The sequence below is a fragment of the Corynebacterium sp. HMSC072D12 genome (assembly GCF_001813925.1).
Taxonomy (GTDB): domain Bacteria; phylum Actinomycetota; class Actinomycetes; order Mycobacteriales; family Mycobacteriaceae; genus Corynebacterium; species Corynebacterium aurimucosum.
The window spans coordinates 117,785-136,775 of record NZ_KV814384.1; the positions used below are offsets into that span (position 1 = coordinate 117,785).

Genomic DNA, 18,991 nt, shown 5'->3' on the forward strand with positions numbered 1-18,991 from the left:
GGACCTATGCCTGAACTAGACGTTACTGCGATTCGGGAACAATTCCCTATCCTCTCGCGCACCGTGCGCGACGGTAAACCACTGGTGTACCTGGATTCGGGAGCGACCTCGCAACGTCCCCTGCCGGTATGGAAGGCCGAGGAGGAGTTCGTGCTCGGCACCAACGCGCCGGTACACCGTGGCTCTTACCAGCTGGCGGAGGAGGCTGATGACGCCTATGAGTCCGCTCGCCAGGCCATTGCCGCCTTCGTTGGAGCTGATCGCGATGAGATTTCCTTCACCAAGAACGCCACGGAGGCGTTGAATGAAGTTGCCTATGTGCTCAGTGACGAGCGCGCGGGCGAGCTTTATGTTGGTGAGGGCGATACCGTCGTGGTCACCGAACTGGAGCACCACGCGAACTTGGTGCCGTGGCAAGAGCTGTGCCAGCGCACCGGCGCGACGCTGAAGTGGTACTCCATGACTGAGGACGGCCGCATTGATCTCGATTCGCTCGAGCTCGATGACTCTGTCAAGGTCGTGGCTTTTACCCACCAATCCAACGTGACCGGGGCCGTGGCGCCCGTCGCAGAGTTGGTGCGTCGTGCTCGTGCCGTGGGCGCCATGGTCGTCCTCGACGCCTGCCAGTCGGTGCCCCACATGCCCGTGGATTTCCACGAACTCGACGTCGATTTCGCCGCGTTCTCTGGGCACAAGATGTGTGGGCCGACCGGCGTGGGCGTTCTCTACGGCAAGCAACAGCTGTTGGCGCAGCTGCCGCCTTTCCTCACTGGCGGCTCCATGATCGAGGTAGTCAAGATGGAGGGTTCGACGTTCGCCGAGCCACCCACCCGCTTTGAGGCTGGTACCCAGATGACCAGCCAGGTTGTGGGCCTTGGTGCAGCAGTGAAGTTCTTGAGCGAGGTGGGCATGGACGCCATCCACGCTCATGAGCAAAAACTCACTGCATTGGCCTTGGAGAAGCTTGCTGAGATCCCCGGCGTGCGCATCATCGGGCCTGAGAACACCGAGGATCGTGGGGGAGCGGTCTCCTTCATTGTCGATGGGATCCACCCACATGATTTGGGCCAGGTTCTTGATTCCCATGGTGTGTCCATCCGCACCGGCCACCATTGTGCGTGGCCGCTGCACCGCGCGTGCCAGGCTAATTCGACCGCACGCGCTAGCTTTTACCTGTACAACACTGAGGACGAGGTCGACGCCCTCATAGAGGCAGTGCGGGCTGCCCGCACCTTCTTTGGAGTGAGCGCATGAACCTAGATTCCATGTACCAGGACGTCATCCTCGACCACTACAAGAACCCGAAATTCTCTGGCCTGCGCGAAGGCCAAGCAGAGGTTCACCACGTCAACCCTTCCTGCGGCGATGAGCTCACCCTGCGCGTGAAGTTGTCTCCTGATGGTTCCACCGTCGAGGACGTGTCCTACGACGCCGAGGGATGCTCCATCTCGCAGGCTTCGACTTCTGTCATGGCAGAGGAAATCGTCGGCATTCCCCTCGAGGAGGCGAACGCCAAGCTAGCCGAGTTCGAGAGGATGGTGACCTCCCGCGGGGAGGTTGAGGGTGATGACGAGATTATTGGGGATGGCATCGCCTTCGCCGGCGTGGCTAAGTTCCCAGCCCGTGTAAAGTGCGCTCTCCTCGGTTGGAAAGCTTTCCAAGCCGCCACCGTCGAAGCGCTGAATGAATTGGAGAAGTAGATGGCTGATAACACTGAAACCACTGGTGGCAGCACTGATCCTTACCAGGATCAGAATGCTTCCTTTGATGGCGCTGCTGTCAAGCCTGAACAAACCGAAGAGCAGATTTCCAAGGTCTTCGATATCACCGAGTATCTTCGCGATGTCATCGACCCGGAGCTTGGCATCAACATCGTTGATCTGGGTTTGGTTTATGACGTCTGGCTCGACGAGATCGACGGCAAGAACACCTGCGTCATTAACATGACTCTGACCTCCCCGGCTTGTCCGCTCACTGATGTCATCGGCGAGCAGATCGAGGATGTCATCGTGGGCAACAAGCTCGCCGAGGCAGTCCAGCTCAACTGGGTCTGGATGCCACCGTGGGGCCCGAACATGATTACTGAGGAGGGCCGCGAGATGCTCCAGGCCCTCGGCTTCGCCGTATAGAGTCTGCGAGACGTCGCGGCTAGTCCCACCGCCGGTTCGAGAGTGCACATTCTCCTTGTGTCCACACGAACCGGCGGTGTTCTGCGTATATGTGAGCATCCCTCGCCACTGTCAACGCGGTCTCCTCAACCAAAAGCAAAGCCCCAGACCTCGATCCCGAAAGACACAGGTGGGCGTCGCCAAGCACTGGCTCACTCAGTAGAGGCGAACAGGAGGTTGCGGGATCGAGGTCTGGGGATCTATTCGTCAGTGGTGGTTCGCAAGCGATGCTGTGCCTGGGCGCCGTGCAGTTCGGGTTTAACTGCCCTGGTTGCTAGACTGTTTCGACGTGATTGTGACCAATGATTTCGAGGTGCGCGTGGGCGCACGCACGCTTCTCGACGCCCCCGGCCAGCACCTTCGAGTGCAACCGGGGGATCGTATCGGCTTGGTCGGGCGCAATGGCGCGGGCAAGACGACGACGATGCGCATCCTGGCGGGGGAGACCGAGCCCTATGGCGGCTCGGTGACACGCTCTGGTCCTATTGGTTACCTGCCGCAGGATTCCCGTGAGGGCAATATCGAGCAGACCGCTCGTGAGCGCGTGCTCTCCGCTCGCGGCTTAGATGAGATCAAGCGCCGCATGGCCAAGCAGCAAGAGCTGATGGAAACCGCCACGGACGATAGGTTCCGCGACAAGGCCATTCGTAAGTTCTCCCGCCTCGAGGAGGAGTACCACACGTTAGGTGGCTACGAGGCAGACTCCGAGTGCGCCCAGATCTGCGACAACTTGGGCCTGCCGCAGCGCGTGCTCGACCAGCAGCTTAAGACGCTGTCCGGCGGTCAGCGCCGCCGAGTGGAGCTGGCGCAGATTCTCTTCGCAGCTTCGGCTGGGTCAGGCAAGTCCCAGACCACGCTGCTTCTCGACGAGCCCACGAACCACCTCGACGCGGATTCGATTACGTGGTTGCGCGGCTTCTTATCCAAGCACGAGGGTGGCCTCGTGATGATTTCCCACGACGTCGACCTGCTGGAAGCCGTCTGCAACAAGGTCTGGTTCCTTGATGCCGTGCGCGCCGAAGCAGACGTCTACAACATGGGCTTTAAGAAGTACCTTGATGCTCGCGCCACCGATGAGGCACGCCGCCGCCGCGAGCGCGCCAACGCGGAGAAGAAAGCCGCAGCACTACACAAGCAAGCCGCCAAGTTGGGAGCGAAGGCCACGAAGGCCGCCGCCGCCAAGCAGATGCTGCACCGTGCTGAGCGCATGATGAACGAGCTGGATGATGTTCGCGTGGCCGATAAGGTAGCCCACATTAAGTTCCCGGAACCAGCTCCCTGCGGCAAGACTCCGATGAACGCCAAGGGCCTGACCAAGATGTACGGTTCGCTGGAGGTTTTTGCCGGCGTCGATTTGGCCATCGACAAGGGCTCCCGCGTGGTTGTGCTGGGCTATAACGGTGCCGGCAAGACGACTCTGCTTAAGCTTCTGGCGGGCGTGGAGCGCACCGATGGCGAGGGCGGCATCGTCTCCGGCCACGGCCTGCGCATCGGCTACTTTGCGCAGGAGCATGACAACATCGACCCAGACAAGACCGTGTGGGAAAATACCATCGAGGCCTGTCCTGATGCTGGCCAACAGGATTTGCGTGGACTGCTGGGTGCCTTCATGTTCTCCGGTGACAAGTTGGAGCAACCCGCCGGAACGCTCTCCGGTGGTGAGAAAACCCGACTGTCGCTGGCAACGCTGGTGTCCTCGCGTGCCAACGTGCTGCTTCTCGACGAGCCTACAAACAACCTCGACCCACAGTCCCGCGAGCAGGTGCTCGATGCCCTAGGCACCTACACCGGCGCCGTGGTCTTGGTTACCCACGACCCGGGTGCGGTCAAGGCGCTCAACCCGGAACGCGTCATCATCATGCCGGACGGCGATGAGGATTTGTGGAACGACGAGTACATGGAAATCGTGGAGCTAGCCTAAAGACTATTTCCCAAATATAGCTCTGTCCTGATTCTGCTTCCTGCGCTAGACTCGGGCTCACAACCACACCGCTCAAGACTCTTCTCTTGGGTCCTTCCGCTTCCCACGCACAGGGTCTAGAAGTGGTAAGACCCCTTCGCGCCGCCGCTGGAGAGGAAGAGACCATGAGCACCGCCGCGACCCTAGATTCCGTCATCGAACCTTTGCTCACCGGATTGGTGAGCAAGCGCCCTGAAGTACGAGTGGACTGGGCCTATACCGAATTGAAAGAAGGCATTGAGTCAGGCCAGTGGGACAGCCATCTCGGCCAGATTCGGGAGCGCCTCACCGGTTACCTGCGTACAGGCAAGGTGTGGACCAAGGCTTTGTCCGCTCAGTTGCTGAATGTGCTCGCGGAAGCAGGCCACTTCCACTACGAGGACTACCTCACCTTCCGCGCGTGGTATGTCACAGAGGAGGACACACGCGGCATCGTCAAAGACATTGGTCCTATCATGGCCGTCGGCTACGGCGCTGACTACGTAGAAACCTGTGTTCGCATAGGAATGATCCCGGCTGTCGAAGGTGCGGCGATCATCTCGTGCCGCCTTCGCGCGCCCGGAGGAGTGTGGCATGACGATGAGAGCATCCGCTTAGCGCGTGCGGCCTGCACTACGATTGCCAAGAGTACCTCGCCGCATATCCTCGAAATTTGGACCGAACGGCTGAGCACTACCGTGCTCACCGAAGGCATTCGCAACAATAACCGTGCCGTAGTCGAAAATTTCGCCCACTTTCTTACGGCCACAGCTGACATGGTCCGCAGTGAACCGGAGAAGTGGGGAATTGACGCTGAACGTGCGGATCTCGTGTTGCCGATGATTGCGGAGATTGAAGAAGAACTTCGCAACGCCAGTAATTAGCAAGAAATAGCACCATAAAAGCGCACCTTCGTTACCTCCTTTGGGTGAGCGCGCTGCCATGGGTAGCGGTCCGGTGATGCCTGGACGGGTTCACTGAGGTCAAGCATGGTATCGGTTCCAGCTGGGCCACCGACCGTGAGTTCACCTTTGTTTATAACAACCGCTGATTCGAATGTACGGTCTGCCCGCCTGCTACGGACAAGAACCATCGGTACCTTAACGAAGACAGTTTTTCCGCGCCGCAAAACCGTGAGTTCGTTGGTGACATAGCTAGGTCGAATACGTTCAGCAGCGATCAAGCCCCACACAAAGATGATGGCCCACAGCGACAGCAGCAACGCCAGAATTCGTAGAACGCCCACAGGGAGTAGAAAGTGAACGGCCACCATTTCAACCACCAGCACCGCAGTGACGAAGCCGAGCATCTGTAGCCTGCCCGGAGGGTGGGGAAGTGCCACCGCTCCGGCGGGGACCAACGTCTGGCCCCGCATCCAGCGCCACAGATCGTGGTAGAGGCCCAATTCATATTTGGCTAGGCGAAATCCAGGATGTTTCTCCACAAATCGCCAGATACTAGCCACCTGAGCCACCTACCAGAGCTTTGAGCGCTACACCTTGCGCACCAGTAGTCGGAGCATCAGCCACGGTCAGCGGAGCGTTACCAGGTCGCAAGGTGGGATAGATTCCTCGCATTAACCCGTGTTCCCCCAGGTAGCGCATCTCCTCGATGATACGCGCGACCTCACAATCATGCGGAGACAGCGAGCCAAGCTCTCGCCACAACATTTCAGCCTCGCGGAGAGCTGCAAGGCAATGGTCGTCGGCGAGGTTCTGTCGTAGCTGTTTCCAGGTGGCTGATGTAGCGACTCCGGTAAGTGCAATGAGATCCCAGGAATCCAGTTCGAGTTGAAGCATTGCCGGATCCTCGATGACCTGGCTGAGGGAGTCACGGATATCCTCTGGTGTCCCTTTGGGGGCTTGAGAAAGGGCACGCAAACGTTCTCGCTGCTGTTGCAGCCGAGCAATGCGCTCATCCAGCATGTTAAACGAGCGCTCGACCGCATCAGGAGATGAGACATCAGCGACGGGAACGCCGGCGTCGATAAGCACACGCGCTCGCAGCACCGAAGCCAGGTCAGAGACAGAATAGTCGCGATAGTTTCCGCTGGTGCGTGCGGGTTCAGGAACCGCGCCCGTTTCGTGCAAATGGCGCACGGAGCGCACTGAGCAACCAGCGACCGCGGCGACGTCCGATATCTTCATAGGATAACGCTAAACCCTCACATTGTGTGAGGGTCAAGTGCTCGGTGCGCATTGCTCCGTGTGGTGTTCTCCTTAGTTGCGGAAACCGTGCACCGGCGCCGGGATGAAGCCACCGCGTTTGATGAAGGTGGAGTTGCCCACTTCATTAACCGGGATGACCGGGGCGTAGCCCAGAAGGCCGCCGAAGTTGACCTCGTCGCCAGCCTTGGTACCTGGAGCAGGGATGACGCGCACGGCGGTTGTCTTATGGTTCATCACGCCAATGGCGGCTTCGTCCGCGATCATACCGGCGATGGTCTCCGCAGAGGTATCGCCCGGAATGGCGATCATGTCCAAGCCCACAGAGCAGATCGAGGTCATGGCCTCCAGCTTGTCAATGGAGATAGCGCCAGAGCGCACCGCATCGATCATCCCCTTGTCCTCAGAAACCGGGATGAAGGAACCGGACAGACCACCCACGCGGGAGCAGGCCATCATGCCGCCCTTCTTGACGGCGTCGTTAAGCAACGCGAGCGCTGCCGTGGTGCCGTGCGTGCCCACCTGATCCAGCCCCATATGCTCCAGGATGTGTGCGACGGAGTCACCCAGTTCCGCGGTGGGAGCAAGCGAGAGGTCAATGATGCCAAAGGGGACACCGAGGCGCTGAGAAGCCATGGAACCCACGAGCTGGCCGGCGCGAGTTACCTTGAAGGCTGCCTTCTTGACTTCCTCGGCGACCTCATTGAGGGTGGCTCCCTCAAGGGAGCCGAGCGCGCGATCGACGACACCGGGTCCGGATACGCCAACAGAAACCACGCAGTCCGGCTCCTCAATACCGTGGAAAGCGCCGGCCATGAAGGGGTTATCGCCCACGGAGTTGGAGAAGATCACGAGCTTGGCGCAACCGATAGCGCTGCGGTCCTTGGTCAGCTCGGCTGCTTCCTTGATGATGCGTCCCATCTGGGCCGCGGCATTCATGTTGATGCCGGCGCGGGAGGAAGCGATGTTCACCGAGGAGCAGACGAGGTTCGTCTCTGCGAGGGCTTCCGGGATGGATCGGATCAGGGCCTTTTCAGCAGTGGTAGCGCCCTTTTCAACGAGCGCGGAGTAGCCGCCAACGAAGTCGACGCCGGTCGCGGCTGCCGCACGGTCGAGCGCGCGGGCGACGTCTACGGGGTTTCCTTCGACGCCGGCCACGATGAGCGCGATTGGGGTGACGGAGATGCGCTTGTTGACGATCGGGATGCCGAGCTCGGCCTCGATTCCCTCGCACACCTCAACCAGCTGTGCGGCGCGGGTGGTCACGAGGTCGTAGACAGCCTCAGCGGTGGCTTCCATGGTGGAGCGCGTGCAGCCGAGCAGCGAAATGCCCATGGTGACGGTGCGGATATCGAGACGGTATTTCTCGATCATCTCGATGGTGTCGAGAATGCTGGCGGTATTGAAGCGGTTAAGCATGACTGGTTATCGCCCCTAAATCTCGTTCATTGCGGTGAACAGCGCTTCCGACTGCACGCGGATGGATTGTTTGATGGACTCACCGACGGTGTTCATCCGTTCCTGGAGCTGCTGGATGCTGACCTCGTTCTCATCGAATTCGACGCGCAAGATCATGGTGAAGTACTCAGACATGAGGGTCTGGGAGACATCAACGATATTGACGTTAAGCTCTGCGAGGGCGGTGGACACGGCGGAGATAATGCCGGTGTTATCGACACCGGTAACAGTCATGATGGCGATCATGACTAGATTGTAGCCTGTAGGTTTTTCCAGCTGTCCTGGGGTCCTGCAGAGATATCAGACAGCGCGTACGGTGGCGCTCATGACTGATACGACAACAACTGCACGCAAGAAGGTTCTGTACATCGGCGGCCATGGCAAGGTTGGGCTTTTAGCGGCGCCCAAGCTTGTCGACGCCAATCTTACCGTCCATTCCCTTATCCGTAACCCCGACCAGGTCGCTGATGTTGAAGCCCTCGGCGCCACTGCAGTGGTGCGCGATCTCACCGAGCTTTCTGTTGAAGACTGGGTAGAGCTTTTGGCTGACTATGACGTCGTCGTGTGGGGTGCCGGAAACGGTGGCCGCGCTGGCGCTGACGTAACCTGGGCGGTGGACCGCGATGCCGCGCTCGCATCGATTGCGGGTCTGGAGAAGCTAGCTGTTGACGGTAAGAACGCTCCGGCCTACATCATGATTTCCTACATGGGTGCCACGACCAATACCACCGATCCCGCGGACGAGAAGTGGTATGCCTACGTGGAGTCCAAGAAGGCCGTAGATAATAAGCTGAATTCGACCGATCTCAATTACCTTATTCTGGGTCCCGCGGCACTCACGGAAGAGCCTTCTCAGGGCATCACCGTGCTCGATAGCGATGCTGAGCGCACGAGCGATATGACGACTTCCCGGGAGCTTGTGGCCGAGGTTGTCGCTGAGGTGGCTCGCCGCGATAGCTTCCCGGCCTCGCCTCTGGAATTCATCGATGGTGAAGGCAGCGTTAAGGACATCTAGGAAGCAGAGGATGCGGCGGCGTTAAGACCGGCTATTACTTGCTCGCGGCTGAGTCCATGACGCAGGCTTGCAAAGCGTAGTGGCTTTGTGGATAAGTGAGCGGCAATGTACCACCCCGTGGTGCGCTCAAAGATGGCCTTGCTTTGAAAACGCACCACGCCGATGCCCTGTTCGCGGAAGGCACGTGGAGAAGTGAGAGACGCAAACTCATCGCTGATGATGTCGTGAATAGTGCCATCGGGAAGGAAAAGGCGCACTTTCGCTTTGTAATAGTACTGGGTGGGTTCATATTCTGGGACGTATTCGCCGGTCTGCCAGATCTCGCTGAGCAATGCGGGATAATACTCTATCCATCCATTTTCTGCGGCGGTACGTATCCGGCGCGCACCCCATGTCGAGCTGCGTATTGACCAAAGATTTCTAGCTGCTGTAACCACGAACAAGACAGCGAAGAATGCCGCGGCCAATCCCTGCCATCCGGAGCTGAAGGACAGATCTTCAAAAATAAGGATTGGAACCGCCATGGCGCAGAGTATTACTGCCACCACAATGCGCGTGCGAAGTTCTTTAGTTTCAAGCGTTTTCCCGCCAAGAAGTGGACTTGCTGTTGCGATTGCACACGTGATGGCGCTAGTTGCTGGCGAGGGGTTGGGAGAAGAAACTGACCGATGACTTCGAGGAATCAGCCTTTCATTGTATTCATGGTCGGGAAAGTCAAAAGGGGCTATGTAGTGTTGAGGCATTCTTATCGGCTCCTAGAAGGCGGCCAGTCTAGACTGTAAATCCTTGAGCATTAACCTTTTATCTAGTTTTGCTCGGCAAAAGACAGCGCCGCCTCGATGTTCTTCTTGCGCAGACCATGCTGGAGTTCTAGTCGCGGATTATCCGAGTCGGCGCGGTATCCCACCACACTCCAGCCGTTATTGTGGTTGAAGTCGACGGTGGCGACGAGGGGACCGTCGGCGAGCAACCGGCCACGCAGCTTCAGCCAGTTCGGATTCGGAGCAATGAACTCCGCTGTCCGGCTCTTTGTCAATGAGCCGTCCGGCTGCAAAATCAGTATCGGGGCGGTGTAGTAGTAATCGGTGGTGTCGTTGTAATCGACGCGACGCTTATAAACCAGCTCACCGATCAATGCGGGGCGGTACTCAATCCATCCATTCGCCCACGCAGTGCGCAGCCGCGTCGTGGATCCCCAGCGCCCTCGCATGACCATAACTCCGATAAGGATGAATACCAGTGCGGTGAGCGCGATGATAATACTGGCTATCGGTATCCCGCCGATGGTTCCATCTGCGCCGGGAAAAAGGACGAAGAGGAAAAGCGCATGCGTCACTGAGAAGAACAGGGACATAACTCCCATGGAGATGACAATGACACCAGCGATGGTCATGCCGGGATTCGTTTGGCCGATCGGTCGCCCGACGCTATCGATAGCTTCGCGTATGCCGCTGCGATCTACGTTGGGGTTGGGCTGCTGATCGTGCTCCTTTAGCTCCTTAGGCGCGAGGGAGTCGGCGCTGGCTGCATCAAATTTCAGCGTTGACCGAGGCAATTGAATAGAAGATTGCGTCATGGATCACAGTGTAAAGGGCTTGGAGCTGCCTTGATCGTCGGTTCAACATCCAATGGGGAGCAGGACCCGTGTGGGGCGGCGGGCCGACCCCAATGAAAGAGCGGCCTTAGCGCACCCAGCGCTGTTCGGCGAAGGAGAGAACGGCTTCTACCTGGCGCCCGGTGAGGCCACACGAAAGTTCTGCTTCTGAACTCGTCCCGTCGGTGCGGTAAGCAGCGACGGTCCATCCATTGTTATTCGTGGAGTCCACGGTTGCTAAGCGGGATCCTTCGGCGATAGCAGTGCCCCGCGATCTCAGCCAGTTCGGATTTGCAGCGCGGAACTCACCGGACATGGCTCTAGCTAGTGTGCCGTCTGGCTGGAGGAGCAGAAGGGGCGCCGAGTAATAAAAATAGGTTCGTTCACGGTCGTCGGGGCCTACGGTTTTGCTGCGTAGGTACACCAACTCACCGATGAGAGCAGGACGGTATTCTACCCAGCCGTTGCGCCATGCAGTGCGCAGACGCCGAGAACGACTGACTTTCATGGCCACGCGTCGCAAGCCAATCCCTACGATGATCAGGATGATCAGTAAAGGGAAGACGGGAATGAAAGAGATGAGCCGAAACTGTGAAATGACATGTCGCGCTGAGCCGAGGAAATCGTAAATAAAAGTGAACGCCATGCCGCATACGAAGAGCACCACGATAGTGATAAAAATCCAGGTAGCCACGTCGCCAGACTTCAGGCGCCCAGGCAGCGGACCAGCCTCCTCGATGACCTCGCGGAGCCCTGAATTATCTATTCGCGCGCTCGGCTGAGCATCGTGGGCGCGCTGTTCTTTCGGAGCAAGCCGGGGTGTGGCGTTTAGACTAATTCCACACTGCGTCCGCGGAAGCTGTAGGGGAGTATGGTGCATACGCCATAGTGTAGCGTCAATCACACTCCGCCACTGAGCGTTAATCGCTTAGTGCTCGGCGCGGGAGCCACGAATCGATTGTTCTACCAAACTCAACACCTGGTCTAGGTTCTTGGTGTCTCCCAGCGCGAGGCGGTTGATGAAGCCGTCCATGAAAGTCTCTAGGTACGTCACGAGGGTATCGATGGAGACGTCATCGCGCAGGCGACCTTTTTCCGCGTTGGATTCCAAGCGAGCGCGTACCGCCTTATCCAGAACTTCTTGCTCTTCGTGCCACCGAGCGGCGAAAGACGGATCAGTGCGCAGCATCGAGGTAACGGCCAGGCGAGTGGCCAACCAGTCGTGGCGCTCAGGGTGGCGCAGCATCTCGCTCATAACCTCAACCAGACCGTTATTTGCCACAACCTCGGCCTCGCGGGCCGCGTCTTCCCGGGCCAGGGCCAAAAAGAGAGACTCTTTATCGCCGAAGTGGTGAAAGATAGCCCCACGCGATTTGCCCGTGGCTTCTTCAAGGCGGCGGACTGTAGCACCGTCATAGCCGTGCTCCGCAAAGCATTTTCGTGCCCCAACCAGGATGTCGTTGCGGCGGCGATGAAGTTCGGAGTCGCTCATAATCGGCATGGCTGGAATCTCGCTCCTTAAGGCACGGCGGGGGATAATCAGGTGATGAAAATACGTAAAGGTTAGGAAATAGAAAAGGCCAGCCAGCACTCGTTGTTGCTAGCTGGCCTTTTGCCTAGTTATGCGGGGCTATCCGTAGTCGGCGTCCCCGCATGCGGGACAAGGCTGGTTTAGGCCTTGACCATCTGGCGCAGAACGAACTGCAGGATGCCGCCGTGGCGGTAGTAGTCGGCCTCACCAGGCGTGTCGATGCGAACCTTGGCATCGAACTCAACGGTCTCGCCGGATTCCTTGGTGGCGGTCACGTGGACCGTCTTCGGAATGCCGCCCTCGTTAAGAGCCTCAATGCCCTCGATATCGAAGGTCTCGGTGCCGTCCAGGCCCAGAGACTCGTGGGACTCGCCCTCCGGGAACTGCAGCGGGATGACGCCCATACCGATGAGGTTCGAGCGGTGGATGCGCTCGAAGGACTCGGTGATGACGGCCTTCACACCAAGCAGGTTGGTGCCCTTAGCAGCCCAGTCACGGGAGGAACCGGTGCCGTACTCCTTGCCGGCAAGGACAACCAGCGGGATGTTGGCTGCCTTGTAGTTCTCGCAAGCATCGAAGATGAAGGCCTGCGGTGCGCCCTCCTGGGTGAAGTCGCGGGTGTAGCCACCGGCGACGTCGACCAGCTGGTTCTGGAGGCGGATGTTGGCGAAGGTACCGCGCATCATGACCTCGTGGTTACCACGACGGGAACCCAGGGAGTTGTAGTCCTGGCGCTCCACACCGTTGGCATCCAGGTACTGAGCGGCCGGGGTGCCCGGCTTAATGGAGGAAGCAGGGGAGATGTGGTCGGTGGTTACGGAGTCACCGAGCTTAGCCAGAACACGAGCGCCCTTGATGTCCTGAACCGGTTCCGGCTCAGTTGGCATGCCGTCGAAGTACGGTGCCTTGCGGATGTAGGTGGAGTCCTCGTTCCACTTGAAGGTCTCACCCTCCGGAACGTCCAGGCTGCGCCATGCGTCATCGCCCTTGAACACGTCGGCGTAGTCCGCCTCGTAGAGCTCGCGGGAGATGGCCTGCTGGATGGTGTCCTCAATCTCCTGCGGGGAAGGCCAGATGTCCTTGAGGAAGACATCGTTGCCATCCTGATCCTGGCCCAGCGGCTGGGTCTCGAAATCGAAGTCCATGGTGCCGGCAATAGCGTAGGCGATGACCATGATGGGGGAAGCCAAGTAGTTCATCTTGACGTCCGGGGAGATGCGGCCCTCGAAGTTACGGTTACCGGACAGCACCGCGGTAGCAGCCAGGTCATGCTCGTTGATGGCGTTGGAAATTTCCTCCGGCAGCGGGCCGGAGTTACCGATACAGGTGGTGCAGCCGAAACCGGAGAGGTAGAAGCCCAAGGCCTCCAGATCCTTCCAGAGGTCTGCGCGCTGGAAGTAGCCATCCACAACCTGGGAACCCGGAGCACAAATGGTCTTAACCCACGGCTTGGACTTCAGGCCCTTCTCGGCCGCCTTGCGGGCGATGAGGCCTGCGCCGACCATGACGGACGGGTTGGAGGTATTGGTGCAGGAGGTGATGGAAGCGATGGCTACCATGCCGTGGTCCAAGGTGTACTCGCCGCCGTTCGGGGAGGTGACAGTCACCGGGTTGGACTGGCGGCCGGAGCCACCCTTGGCTGCGGATTCGCCCTCACCAGCGCGAGACTTGTTCAGGCCACCGGTCACGTCGACGAGGGAGTTCTCGTCGGCGCCCTCAGCGGTCATGCGCTTCGCCTCGATGGTGGACTCGTCTGCAACAACCTCGCCGGAAGCGTAGGTCGGCAGATCCTTACGGAACTGTTCCTTGGCCTCGGAGAGGAGGATGCGGTCCTGCGGGCGCTTCGGGCCGGCGATAGAGGGCTTAACGGTGGACAGGTCCAGCTCGAGGTACTCGGAGTACTCTGCCTCCGGAGCGTCCTGCTCCAGCCACATACCCTGCGCCTTGGCGTATGCCTCGACGCGGTCGATCTGCTCCTGCGGGCGGCCGGTGAGTTCGAGGTACTTGATGGTCTCCTCGTCGATCGGGAAGATCGCGGCGGTAGAACCGAACTCGGGGGACATGTTGCCGATGGTGGCACGGTTGGCCAGCGGCACCGACTTCACGCCATTGCCGTAGAACTCAACAAACTTCTGAACGACGCCGTGCTGACGCAGCATCTCGGTGATGGTCAGAACCACATCGGTTGCGGTCACACCGGTCGGAATCTCGCCGGTGAGCTTGAAGCCCACGACGCGGGGGATCAGCATGGACACCGGCTGGCCCAGCATTGCAGCCTCGGCCTCGATGCCGCCGACGCCCCAGCCCAGAATGCCCAGGCCGTTCTCCATGGTGGTGTGGGAGTCAGTGCCGATACAGGTATCCGGGTAAGCAACACCGTCGTTGTCGAAGACAACGCGGGAGAGGTACTCAATGTTGACCTGGTGGACGATACCGGTTCCCGGAGGAACAACGCGGAAGTTGGAGAAGTTCTCAGCACCCCAGCGCAGGAACTGGTAACGCTCCTGGTTGCGCTCGTACTCGATCTCAACGTTCTTCTCTAGAGCTTCGGTTGAGCCGAAGGCCTCGACGATGACGGAGTGGTCAATAACCATCTCAGCCGGGTTGAGCGGGTTCACCTGGTCCGGCTTGCCGCCGAGGGCGGTGATAGCTTCACGCATGGTTGCCAGGTCCACCACACAGGGGACACCGGTGAAGTCCTGCATAAGAACACGGGCCGGGGTGAACTGGATCTCGGTATCCGGCTCAGCGGAGGGATCCCAGTTCGCCAAAGCGTTAATGTGATCCTTGGTTACGTTCTTCCCGTCCTCGTAGCGCAGCTGGTTCTCAGCCAGCACCTTGAGGGAGTAAGGAAGCTTCTCCAGGCCCTCGACTGCGTTGATGTCGAAGTAGTCATAAGACTTACCGTTGACCTCAAGAGTCTTCTTGGCGCCGAAGGAGTTCAGGCTTTCAGTCATAAGGAGCTCCATTCCTTGCTTTTGCTTGTGGGTTATCGAACACTGGTCGAAGGTTCATCGAATTTGCCGTCATGCCCTAGCAGCCAACTGGAGCCAGGAATTTCGACAGTCTCAGAACGCTAATGTTCCGTATCTATTGTAGATGTAAGAACCCTCGGTTGACACCAGCATAACAGTACGAGCGTTCTGTTTCCTACATTTCGGGGGTAGCGGCGAGTCGCCCACGTCAACCGCACTGCACGGTTTAGGCTCAGTCGGGAGCAGCAGGGGGGACACGCCCCGCCAAAGAAATGAGCTTGACGAGCCGTGACGCCAAGCACAGCGATCAAGGTCCCAATGATCATTGAGGCTAGAGATTAAGGAGAGGCGAATGATTCCTGCGGGAGTAGACGTAGATGACATCGCCGATCAGCTCTCGGCCGATGGCGTGGCATTCTCCAATCCAGAACTAGCGCTTGACGACGACCTCCAGACCCACATCGCAGAATCCCTCCAACCCAACCACGGCATTGCTGTCGTTGATGTTTTTCCGGAGAAAATTCCAGATCTCCGCGATCTGGCCACAACCCTTCAAGAGCAAACGGGACTTGACACAGTAATTCTCCAGGCACCCATGCGGGTGTCCGCGGTCAGTAATTCTTATGACCGGGCAGCCCTAGAGGCGGCCGAAGATTCGCTTCCCACCGGACTCGATCAGGTAACCCTGCTTAATGATTTTTATGCCGTTGCAGATCAGTTCTCCGTGCCGTGGTTGTTGATTTTTGCGGTCGCGTTCACCGTTGCGGCGGTCGCTGGATGGGCGAGTTTCCGGGCAGCCGCCACGGAGGTTGAACCAGCCGATCACTAGGCGAGAAGACGCCGACCAACACGCGCCGGCCTTCAGTGCGGGGGAGTAGGGAAGTGGCGAAAATCAACCACTAAGACTTGATTTTTCGCCGGGGGAGTGGTTGCCGCTGGGCTTTCGAGCCTTCCAAAGCTAGGTGTGCCACGAGACTTGAGACAGGCGCAGGGCGGGCAATTTCTCGTCCCGCTGGAGGGTGAAATCTCCGGCCGGCGGGCGGGCGATCCCGAGGTCGAAGCTGACGCCGCGAGGCAGAGCTCGAAGGGCGAAAGGCTAATGGGGTCTCGCACGCAAGTGCCGCCTCCTCAAGCACCCTCCGAATGGTGTGCCGCTAGGAACTCGCCCCCCGAAGAGAGAAAGGCGCAAGGCAAGGCTTGGGACGCGACAAAGGGGCGGTGCCCGATGGGCAGGACAGGTGAGGGCCGAGGGTAGAGTGAGCAACATCACAGTCACACCTTCGTAACAATGTCATTGCAGGTTAGGTGCGCCTGTAACGCCGTGTGGTCATGCGTGGCTTATGTGAAAGATGGGGAAAGTGTGCGAGAAGGCGTGTCGGTGACGTATGGTTCACGTATCGACTCACGGGTTGACTATTGCTCCATACGTTCATGGACCAAGCCTTGACTCTCAACTGATTTGTCGCACGGGTATGTGGGGAAGCACGCCACGAGCGAAGAGAACTGTTGAGGTTCACCGCCTGGTGGATGACCGTCGCACCACTATGTTGATGCGCATAGCAGTACAGTTTGCTCGGCGCAGTCGGTACCAGTGTTCAAATTTTTTTAGATATCGAAACACCTACCTCCCGAGTGGAAGAGGCTTCATACACTTCATACGCATGCCTTTTTGAGGGCTGCGTCGGCCTGGGTTCCATCGGTTTCCGGTTGGGTGCCAGCCACGAGGGCTTGCGCGTGCGCCACTATTGGTGCGAGACGCGACCCTTCCATGAGCGCGGCGCCGAGCGAGGAGGAACCGACATAGGACTTATCGCCAGATTAGGGTGTGTGCCCCCTCATCGCCGGATCGCGCAGTCATATTTAAGCGCGCTCTATGCGGAGCAAACGAGCCCGCGAGTGCGCAGTCTGATTTGCTTTTATAAAGCGGTCCGGCTTGATGTTGGTGCACACACGAGACGCCGCGCAGTATCGTGTTGCCCCGTGTCAGTGATGGTGCAGCCCAACTTATTCGACCTATATTGTCGTGAAGTTGCTCGTAATCATCTAGGGCAACCCGCGTGGGCATACCCCGGCCAGCACCGGGTGCCAGCCTTTTCGGTTCCACTTATTCCTTTGGACGTAGCCGTCGTCGTAACATCCTGCGGGAAGACCGAGCTAGCTATGCGCACTTTGCGTGCCTTAACTACCGTTTGCCTGGCTGACTCGTTGCCTGTACCGCTCGATGTCCGGCACGCATGTCTGCACGACACGCATGACAGTTCCAATGAGGTAGGTGCCTAGGAGATAACTCTCGTGGCCACCACATCGTCATTTGGCTTCCGGCGTTTCAAGGCAGCTTTCGCTGCCATTGCGACTACCGCAGCCTTGTCTACCGCTTCTTCGCTCGCTCCTGCAGTGGCGGAGGAGCCTGAGCGGCTCAATATTGAGTCACTGCTGTCCTCTGATAGTCCTTCCATCGCTGACCTCGCCGGCGCCATCGCTCAGATTGAGGAACGCATCGCGCAAGCGGAGGCCGAAATCGGCATCCAACGTGAAACCGTCAACCGGGCGCTCGTTGATCTCAATGACGCTCGCACTAAGGCAGCCCAGGCTCGCCAGGGAACCGCGACGGCTCGCCAGGAGCTTGATGATGCCCAGGCAGACGTCGCCGATGCACAAGCCAAGCTGGACGAGGTCTCACGCTCTGCCTACCGCCGAGCAAATACCTCTGACGCCGTTTCCCACGCGGCCGGCAAGGATGCCCGATCGGATATGTTGGAGCGCCAGTCCTACCTCCGCTCGCAATCAGAAAAGCAACAGGCCATTGTGAGCGATCTGGAAAAGGAGCGCACGGAGAAGGCCAACAAGGAGTCGCAGCTACGCAAGACCCAGCAGTTGGCTGAGGAGCGCGCAGAGAAGGCGGCCGATGCTGAGTCCGCTGCACGCGAACAGCTCTCCGCTTCCGAAGCTTCAATTGAAGAATCTGCGGCCGAGCGCGAGGACCTTCTCTCTCAACTCTCATCTCTCCACAAGGCCCTTAATCAAGCTAAGGGTGTTGACGTGGTCGATTCGTCAAGTCCAGAGACCGGAAAGAACGTCAACGATGAGGCCTTGTCGCCAGCGGGGGAGGCCGGTACTCAGGACACAACTACGGCCCCAGCCGATGACTCCACAGAGTCGACCCCAGAGACCGATTCCGTCGCGGCCGCCGGCCCTTCAGCCTCCGAGGCGAAGGACCCTACTTTGCAATCACAACGCTCTGCGCCCTCCGTTTCTGCTGAAGACATGGATGCGCTCTCGAGTGCCGCAAGCACTGTGGCCAACGATCCGAACGTGCAGGAATTGTCGTCGACAAGCACTGCAAGCTCCGCTGAAGAGGAGGCGACTTCAGGCGGCAGCGGCAGCTCCTTCGACCCGAGCGGGATCGATGCTGAGACGGTTGCATTGGGCATTGGCGCGGTAGGAACCGTAGCTTCCTTGGTCGCCGCTTCTCAGCCAGGCCACAGCAACAGCTTGAGCCAGGACGAGATCGACGCTTTGGTTGAAGGCTCCTCAAAGCTTTTCGCCCTGCAGGGCGAAGGCGCGAGCATCGCGGAGGCTAGCGATTCTGCTTCCGCGACTTCGGATGAAGACACTGTGGAGTCCGAGGTTTCCGGTGTGCTGGATCCACTTGACACGACCGATAGCGTCACGGATAAGGCTTCCGAATCTCTGGGTGATGCCTCCCGTGAGGCAAAGATCGAGACTGTCATTTCGCGCGCGACGTCCCAGGTAGGTGTTCCGTATGCGTGGGGCGGTGGCGATGCAAACGGTCCCACCCAGGGCATTCGTGACGGCGGCGTGGCGGATTCCCACGGTGACTACAACAAGGTCGGCTTCGACTGCTCGGGCCTTGTTCTCTATGCCTTTGCAGGAGTAGGCATTTCCCTGCCGCACTACACCGGCTACCAGTACCAGAAGGGGACCAAGATCGCACCGAGTGAGATGGAGCGTGGTGACCTAATCTTCTACGGCCCAAGCGGCAACCAACACGTGGCGATCTACCTCGGCGATGGCACGATGGTTGAAGCCCCGCAGTCTGGTCAAAACGTCAGCATTACCCCTGTGCGTCAAGGCGGCATGGCACCCTATGCCGTGCGCCTGATCTAGAACAGCCCGTTGCTAGAC

Annotated in this window: 17 protein-coding genes; 8 read left to right on the forward strand and 9 right to left on the reverse strand. The window is 58.9% G+C overall.

Annotated features, from left to right (window positions below):
- Positions 1 to 6 precede the first annotated feature (6 nt).
- The 5 genes from HMPREF2943_RS01480 (at position 7) to HMPREF2943_RS01500 (ending at position 4,991) form a co-directional block, all read left to right on the forward strand.
- Positions 7 to 1,254 (forward strand): cysteine desulfurase, encoded by a 1,248-nt coding sequence (locus HMPREF2943_RS01480; protein WP_070643502.1) that lies wholly within the window; start codon positions 7 to 9, stop codon positions 1,252 to 1,254.
- The gene (gene sufU / locus HMPREF2943_RS01485; RefSeq protein WP_070444838.1) at positions 1,251 to 1,700 is read left to right on the forward strand and encodes a Fe-S cluster assembly sulfur transfer protein SufU; all 450 of its coding nucleotides are present in this window, start codon (positions 1,251 to 1,253) and stop codon (positions 1,698 to 1,700) included. Before HMPREF2943_RS01480 ends, sufU begins: the two co-directional genes overlap by 4 nt.
- Positions 1,701 to 2,129 carry a metal-sulfur cluster assembly factor gene (locus HMPREF2943_RS01490; protein ID WP_070444828.1) on the forward strand — a complete coding sequence of 143 codons (429 nt, stop codon included), beginning with the start codon at positions 1,701 to 1,703 and terminating at the stop codon, positions 2,127 to 2,129.
- A 328-nt stretch (positions 2,130 to 2,457) separates the two neighbouring features.
- A complete protein-coding gene (locus HMPREF2943_RS01495) occupies positions 2,458 to 4,089 on the forward strand; it encodes an ABC-F family ATP-binding cassette domain-containing protein (protein ID WP_070444825.1) in 1,632 nt (543 codons plus the stop codon).
- A 164-nt stretch (positions 4,090 to 4,253) separates the two neighbouring features.
- Positions 4,254 to 4,991: a hypothetical protein gene (locus tag HMPREF2943_RS01500; protein ID WP_070643508.1), complete on the forward strand. Its 738-nt coding sequence runs from the start codon at positions 4,254 to 4,256 to the stop codon at positions 4,989 to 4,991.
- Here the strand turns inward: HMPREF2943_RS01500 and HMPREF2943_RS01505 are convergent.
- The 4 genes from HMPREF2943_RS01505 to HMPREF2943_RS01520 all read right to left on the reverse strand — a co-directional run bounded on the left by HMPREF2943_RS01505 (position 4,988) and on the right by HMPREF2943_RS01520 (position 7,976).
- Positions 4,988 to 5,572 carry a hypothetical protein gene (locus tag HMPREF2943_RS01505; protein WP_070710639.1) on the reverse strand — a complete coding sequence of 195 codons (585 nt, stop codon included), beginning with the start codon at positions 5,570 to 5,572 and terminating at the stop codon, positions 4,988 to 4,990. The two genes, HMPREF2943_RS01500 and HMPREF2943_RS01505, sit on opposite strands and share 4 nt — an antisense overlap.
- Entirely contained in the window at positions 5,565 to 6,254 is a 690-nt protein-coding gene (locus tag HMPREF2943_RS01510; RefSeq protein WP_070710611.1) for a MerR family transcriptional regulator, read from the reverse strand. Before HMPREF2943_RS01510 ends, HMPREF2943_RS01505 begins: the two co-directional genes overlap by 8 nt.
- Positions 6,255 to 6,326: 72 nt before the next feature.
- Entirely contained in the window at positions 6,327 to 7,691 is a 1,365-nt protein-coding gene (locus tag HMPREF2943_RS01515) for a PFL family protein (RefSeq protein ID WP_070444816.1), read from the reverse strand.
- Positions 7,692 to 7,706: 15 nt separating this feature from the next.
- The gene (locus HMPREF2943_RS01520) at positions 7,707 to 7,976 is read right to left on the reverse strand and encodes an ACT domain-containing protein (RefSeq protein WP_010186707.1); all 270 of its coding nucleotides are present in this window, start codon (positions 7,974 to 7,976) and stop codon (positions 7,707 to 7,709) included.
- Positions 7,977 to 8,055: 79 nt separating this feature from the next.
- Here HMPREF2943_RS01520 and HMPREF2943_RS01525 point away from each other — a divergent pair, with 79 nt between their 5' ends.
- Positions 8,056 to 8,745: an SDR family oxidoreductase gene (locus tag HMPREF2943_RS01525; protein WP_070643516.1), complete on the forward strand. Its 690-nt coding sequence runs from the start codon at positions 8,056 to 8,058 to the stop codon at positions 8,743 to 8,745.
- On the opposite strand, the gene HMPREF2943_RS01530 is transcribed toward HMPREF2943_RS01525, so the two are convergent.
- The 5 genes from HMPREF2943_RS01530 to can form a co-directional block, all read right to left on the reverse strand.
- Positions 8,742 to 9,488 carry a hypothetical protein gene (locus HMPREF2943_RS01530; RefSeq protein ID WP_070643519.1) on the reverse strand — a complete coding sequence of 249 codons (747 nt, stop codon included), beginning with the start codon at positions 9,486 to 9,488 and terminating at the stop codon, positions 8,742 to 8,744. The genes HMPREF2943_RS01525 and HMPREF2943_RS01530 overlap by 4 nt on opposite strands.
- A 62-nt stretch (positions 9,489 to 9,550) precedes the next feature.
- On the reverse strand, positions 9,551 to 10,321 hold the full coding sequence (locus HMPREF2943_RS01535) for a hypothetical protein (RefSeq protein ID WP_070710612.1): 771 nt from the start codon (positions 10,319 to 10,321) through the stop codon (positions 9,551 to 9,553).
- Positions 10,322 to 10,427: 106 nt separating this feature from the next.
- A complete protein-coding gene (locus tag HMPREF2943_RS01540; protein WP_246817245.1) occupies positions 10,428 to 11,033 on the reverse strand; it encodes a hypothetical protein in 606 nt (201 codons plus the stop codon).
- 234 nt (positions 11,034 to 11,267) lie between these two features.
- Entirely contained in the window at positions 11,268 to 11,840 is a 573-nt protein-coding gene (locus HMPREF2943_RS01545; RefSeq protein ID WP_070444799.1) for a TetR/AcrR family transcriptional regulator, read from the reverse strand.
- 170 nt (positions 11,841 to 12,010) lie between these two features.
- Positions 12,011 to 14,827 (reverse strand): aconitate hydratase, encoded by a 2,817-nt coding sequence (gene can / locus HMPREF2943_RS01550; protein WP_210388748.1) that lies wholly within the window; start codon positions 14,825 to 14,827, stop codon positions 12,011 to 12,013.
- A gap of 370 nt (positions 14,828 to 15,197) precedes the next feature.
- Between can and HMPREF2943_RS01555 the strand changes: the two genes are divergently transcribed.
- Both HMPREF2943_RS01555 and HMPREF2943_RS01560 read left to right on the forward strand, forming a co-directional pair.
- A complete protein-coding gene (locus HMPREF2943_RS01555) occupies positions 15,198 to 15,674 on the forward strand; it encodes an Rv1476 family membrane protein (RefSeq protein WP_070444793.1) in 477 nt (158 codons plus the stop codon).
- Between the two features lie 1,463 nt (positions 15,675 to 17,137).
- Complete coding sequence (locus tag HMPREF2943_RS01560; RefSeq protein WP_070444791.1) at positions 17,138 to 18,973, forward strand: DIP1281 family NlpC/P60 protein; 1,836 nt, start codon at positions 17,138 to 17,140, stop codon at positions 18,971 to 18,973.
- The last annotated feature ends 18 nt before the right edge of the window (positions 18,974 to 18,991 follow it).

Bases quoted from the DNA above. Each gene is read 5' to 3' on its own strand.
- HMPREF2943_RS01480 (WP_070643502.1), top strand. From the start codon at position 7: ATGCCTGAACTAGACGTTACTGCGATTCGGGAACAATTCCCTATCCTC.
- sufU (WP_070444838.1), top strand. From the start codon at position 1,251: ATGAACCTAGATTCCATGTACCAGGACGTCATCCTCGACCACTACAAG.
- HMPREF2943_RS01490 (WP_070444828.1), top strand. From the start codon at position 1,701: ATGGCTGATAACACTGAAACCACTGGTGGCAGCACTGATCCTTACCAG.
- HMPREF2943_RS01500 (WP_070643508.1), top strand. From the start codon at position 4,254: ATGAGCACCGCCGCGACCCTAGATTCCGTCATCGAACCTTTGCTCACC.
- HMPREF2943_RS01510 (WP_070710611.1), bottom strand. From the start codon at position 6,254: ATGAAGATATCGGACGTCGCCGCGGTCGCTGGTTGCTCAGTGCGCTCC.
- HMPREF2943_RS01515 (WP_070444816.1), bottom strand. From the start codon at position 7,691: ATGCTTAACCGCTTCAATACCGCCAGCATTCTCGACACCATCGAGATG.
- HMPREF2943_RS01520 (WP_010186707.1), bottom strand. From the start codon at position 7,976: ATGATCGCCATCATGACTGTTACCGGTGTCGATAACACCGGCATTATC.
- HMPREF2943_RS01525 (WP_070643516.1), top strand. From the start codon at position 8,056: ATGACTGATACGACAACAACTGCACGCAAGAAGGTTCTGTACATCGGC.
- HMPREF2943_RS01530 (WP_070643519.1), bottom strand. From the start codon at position 9,488: ATGCCTCAACACTACATAGCCCCTTTTGACTTTCCCGACCATGAATAC.
- HMPREF2943_RS01535 (WP_070710612.1), bottom strand. From the start codon at position 10,321: ATGACGCAATCTTCTATTCAATTGCCTCGGTCAACGCTGAAATTTGAT.
- HMPREF2943_RS01545 (WP_070444799.1), bottom strand. From the start codon at position 11,840: ATGCCGATTATGAGCGACTCCGAACTTCATCGCCGCCGCAACGACATC.
- can (WP_210388748.1), bottom strand. From the start codon at position 14,827: ATGACTGAAAGCCTGAACTCCTTCGGCGCCAAGAAGACTCTTGAGGTC.
- HMPREF2943_RS01555 (WP_070444793.1), top strand. From the start codon at position 15,198: ATGATTCCTGCGGGAGTAGACGTAGATGACATCGCCGATCAGCTCTCG.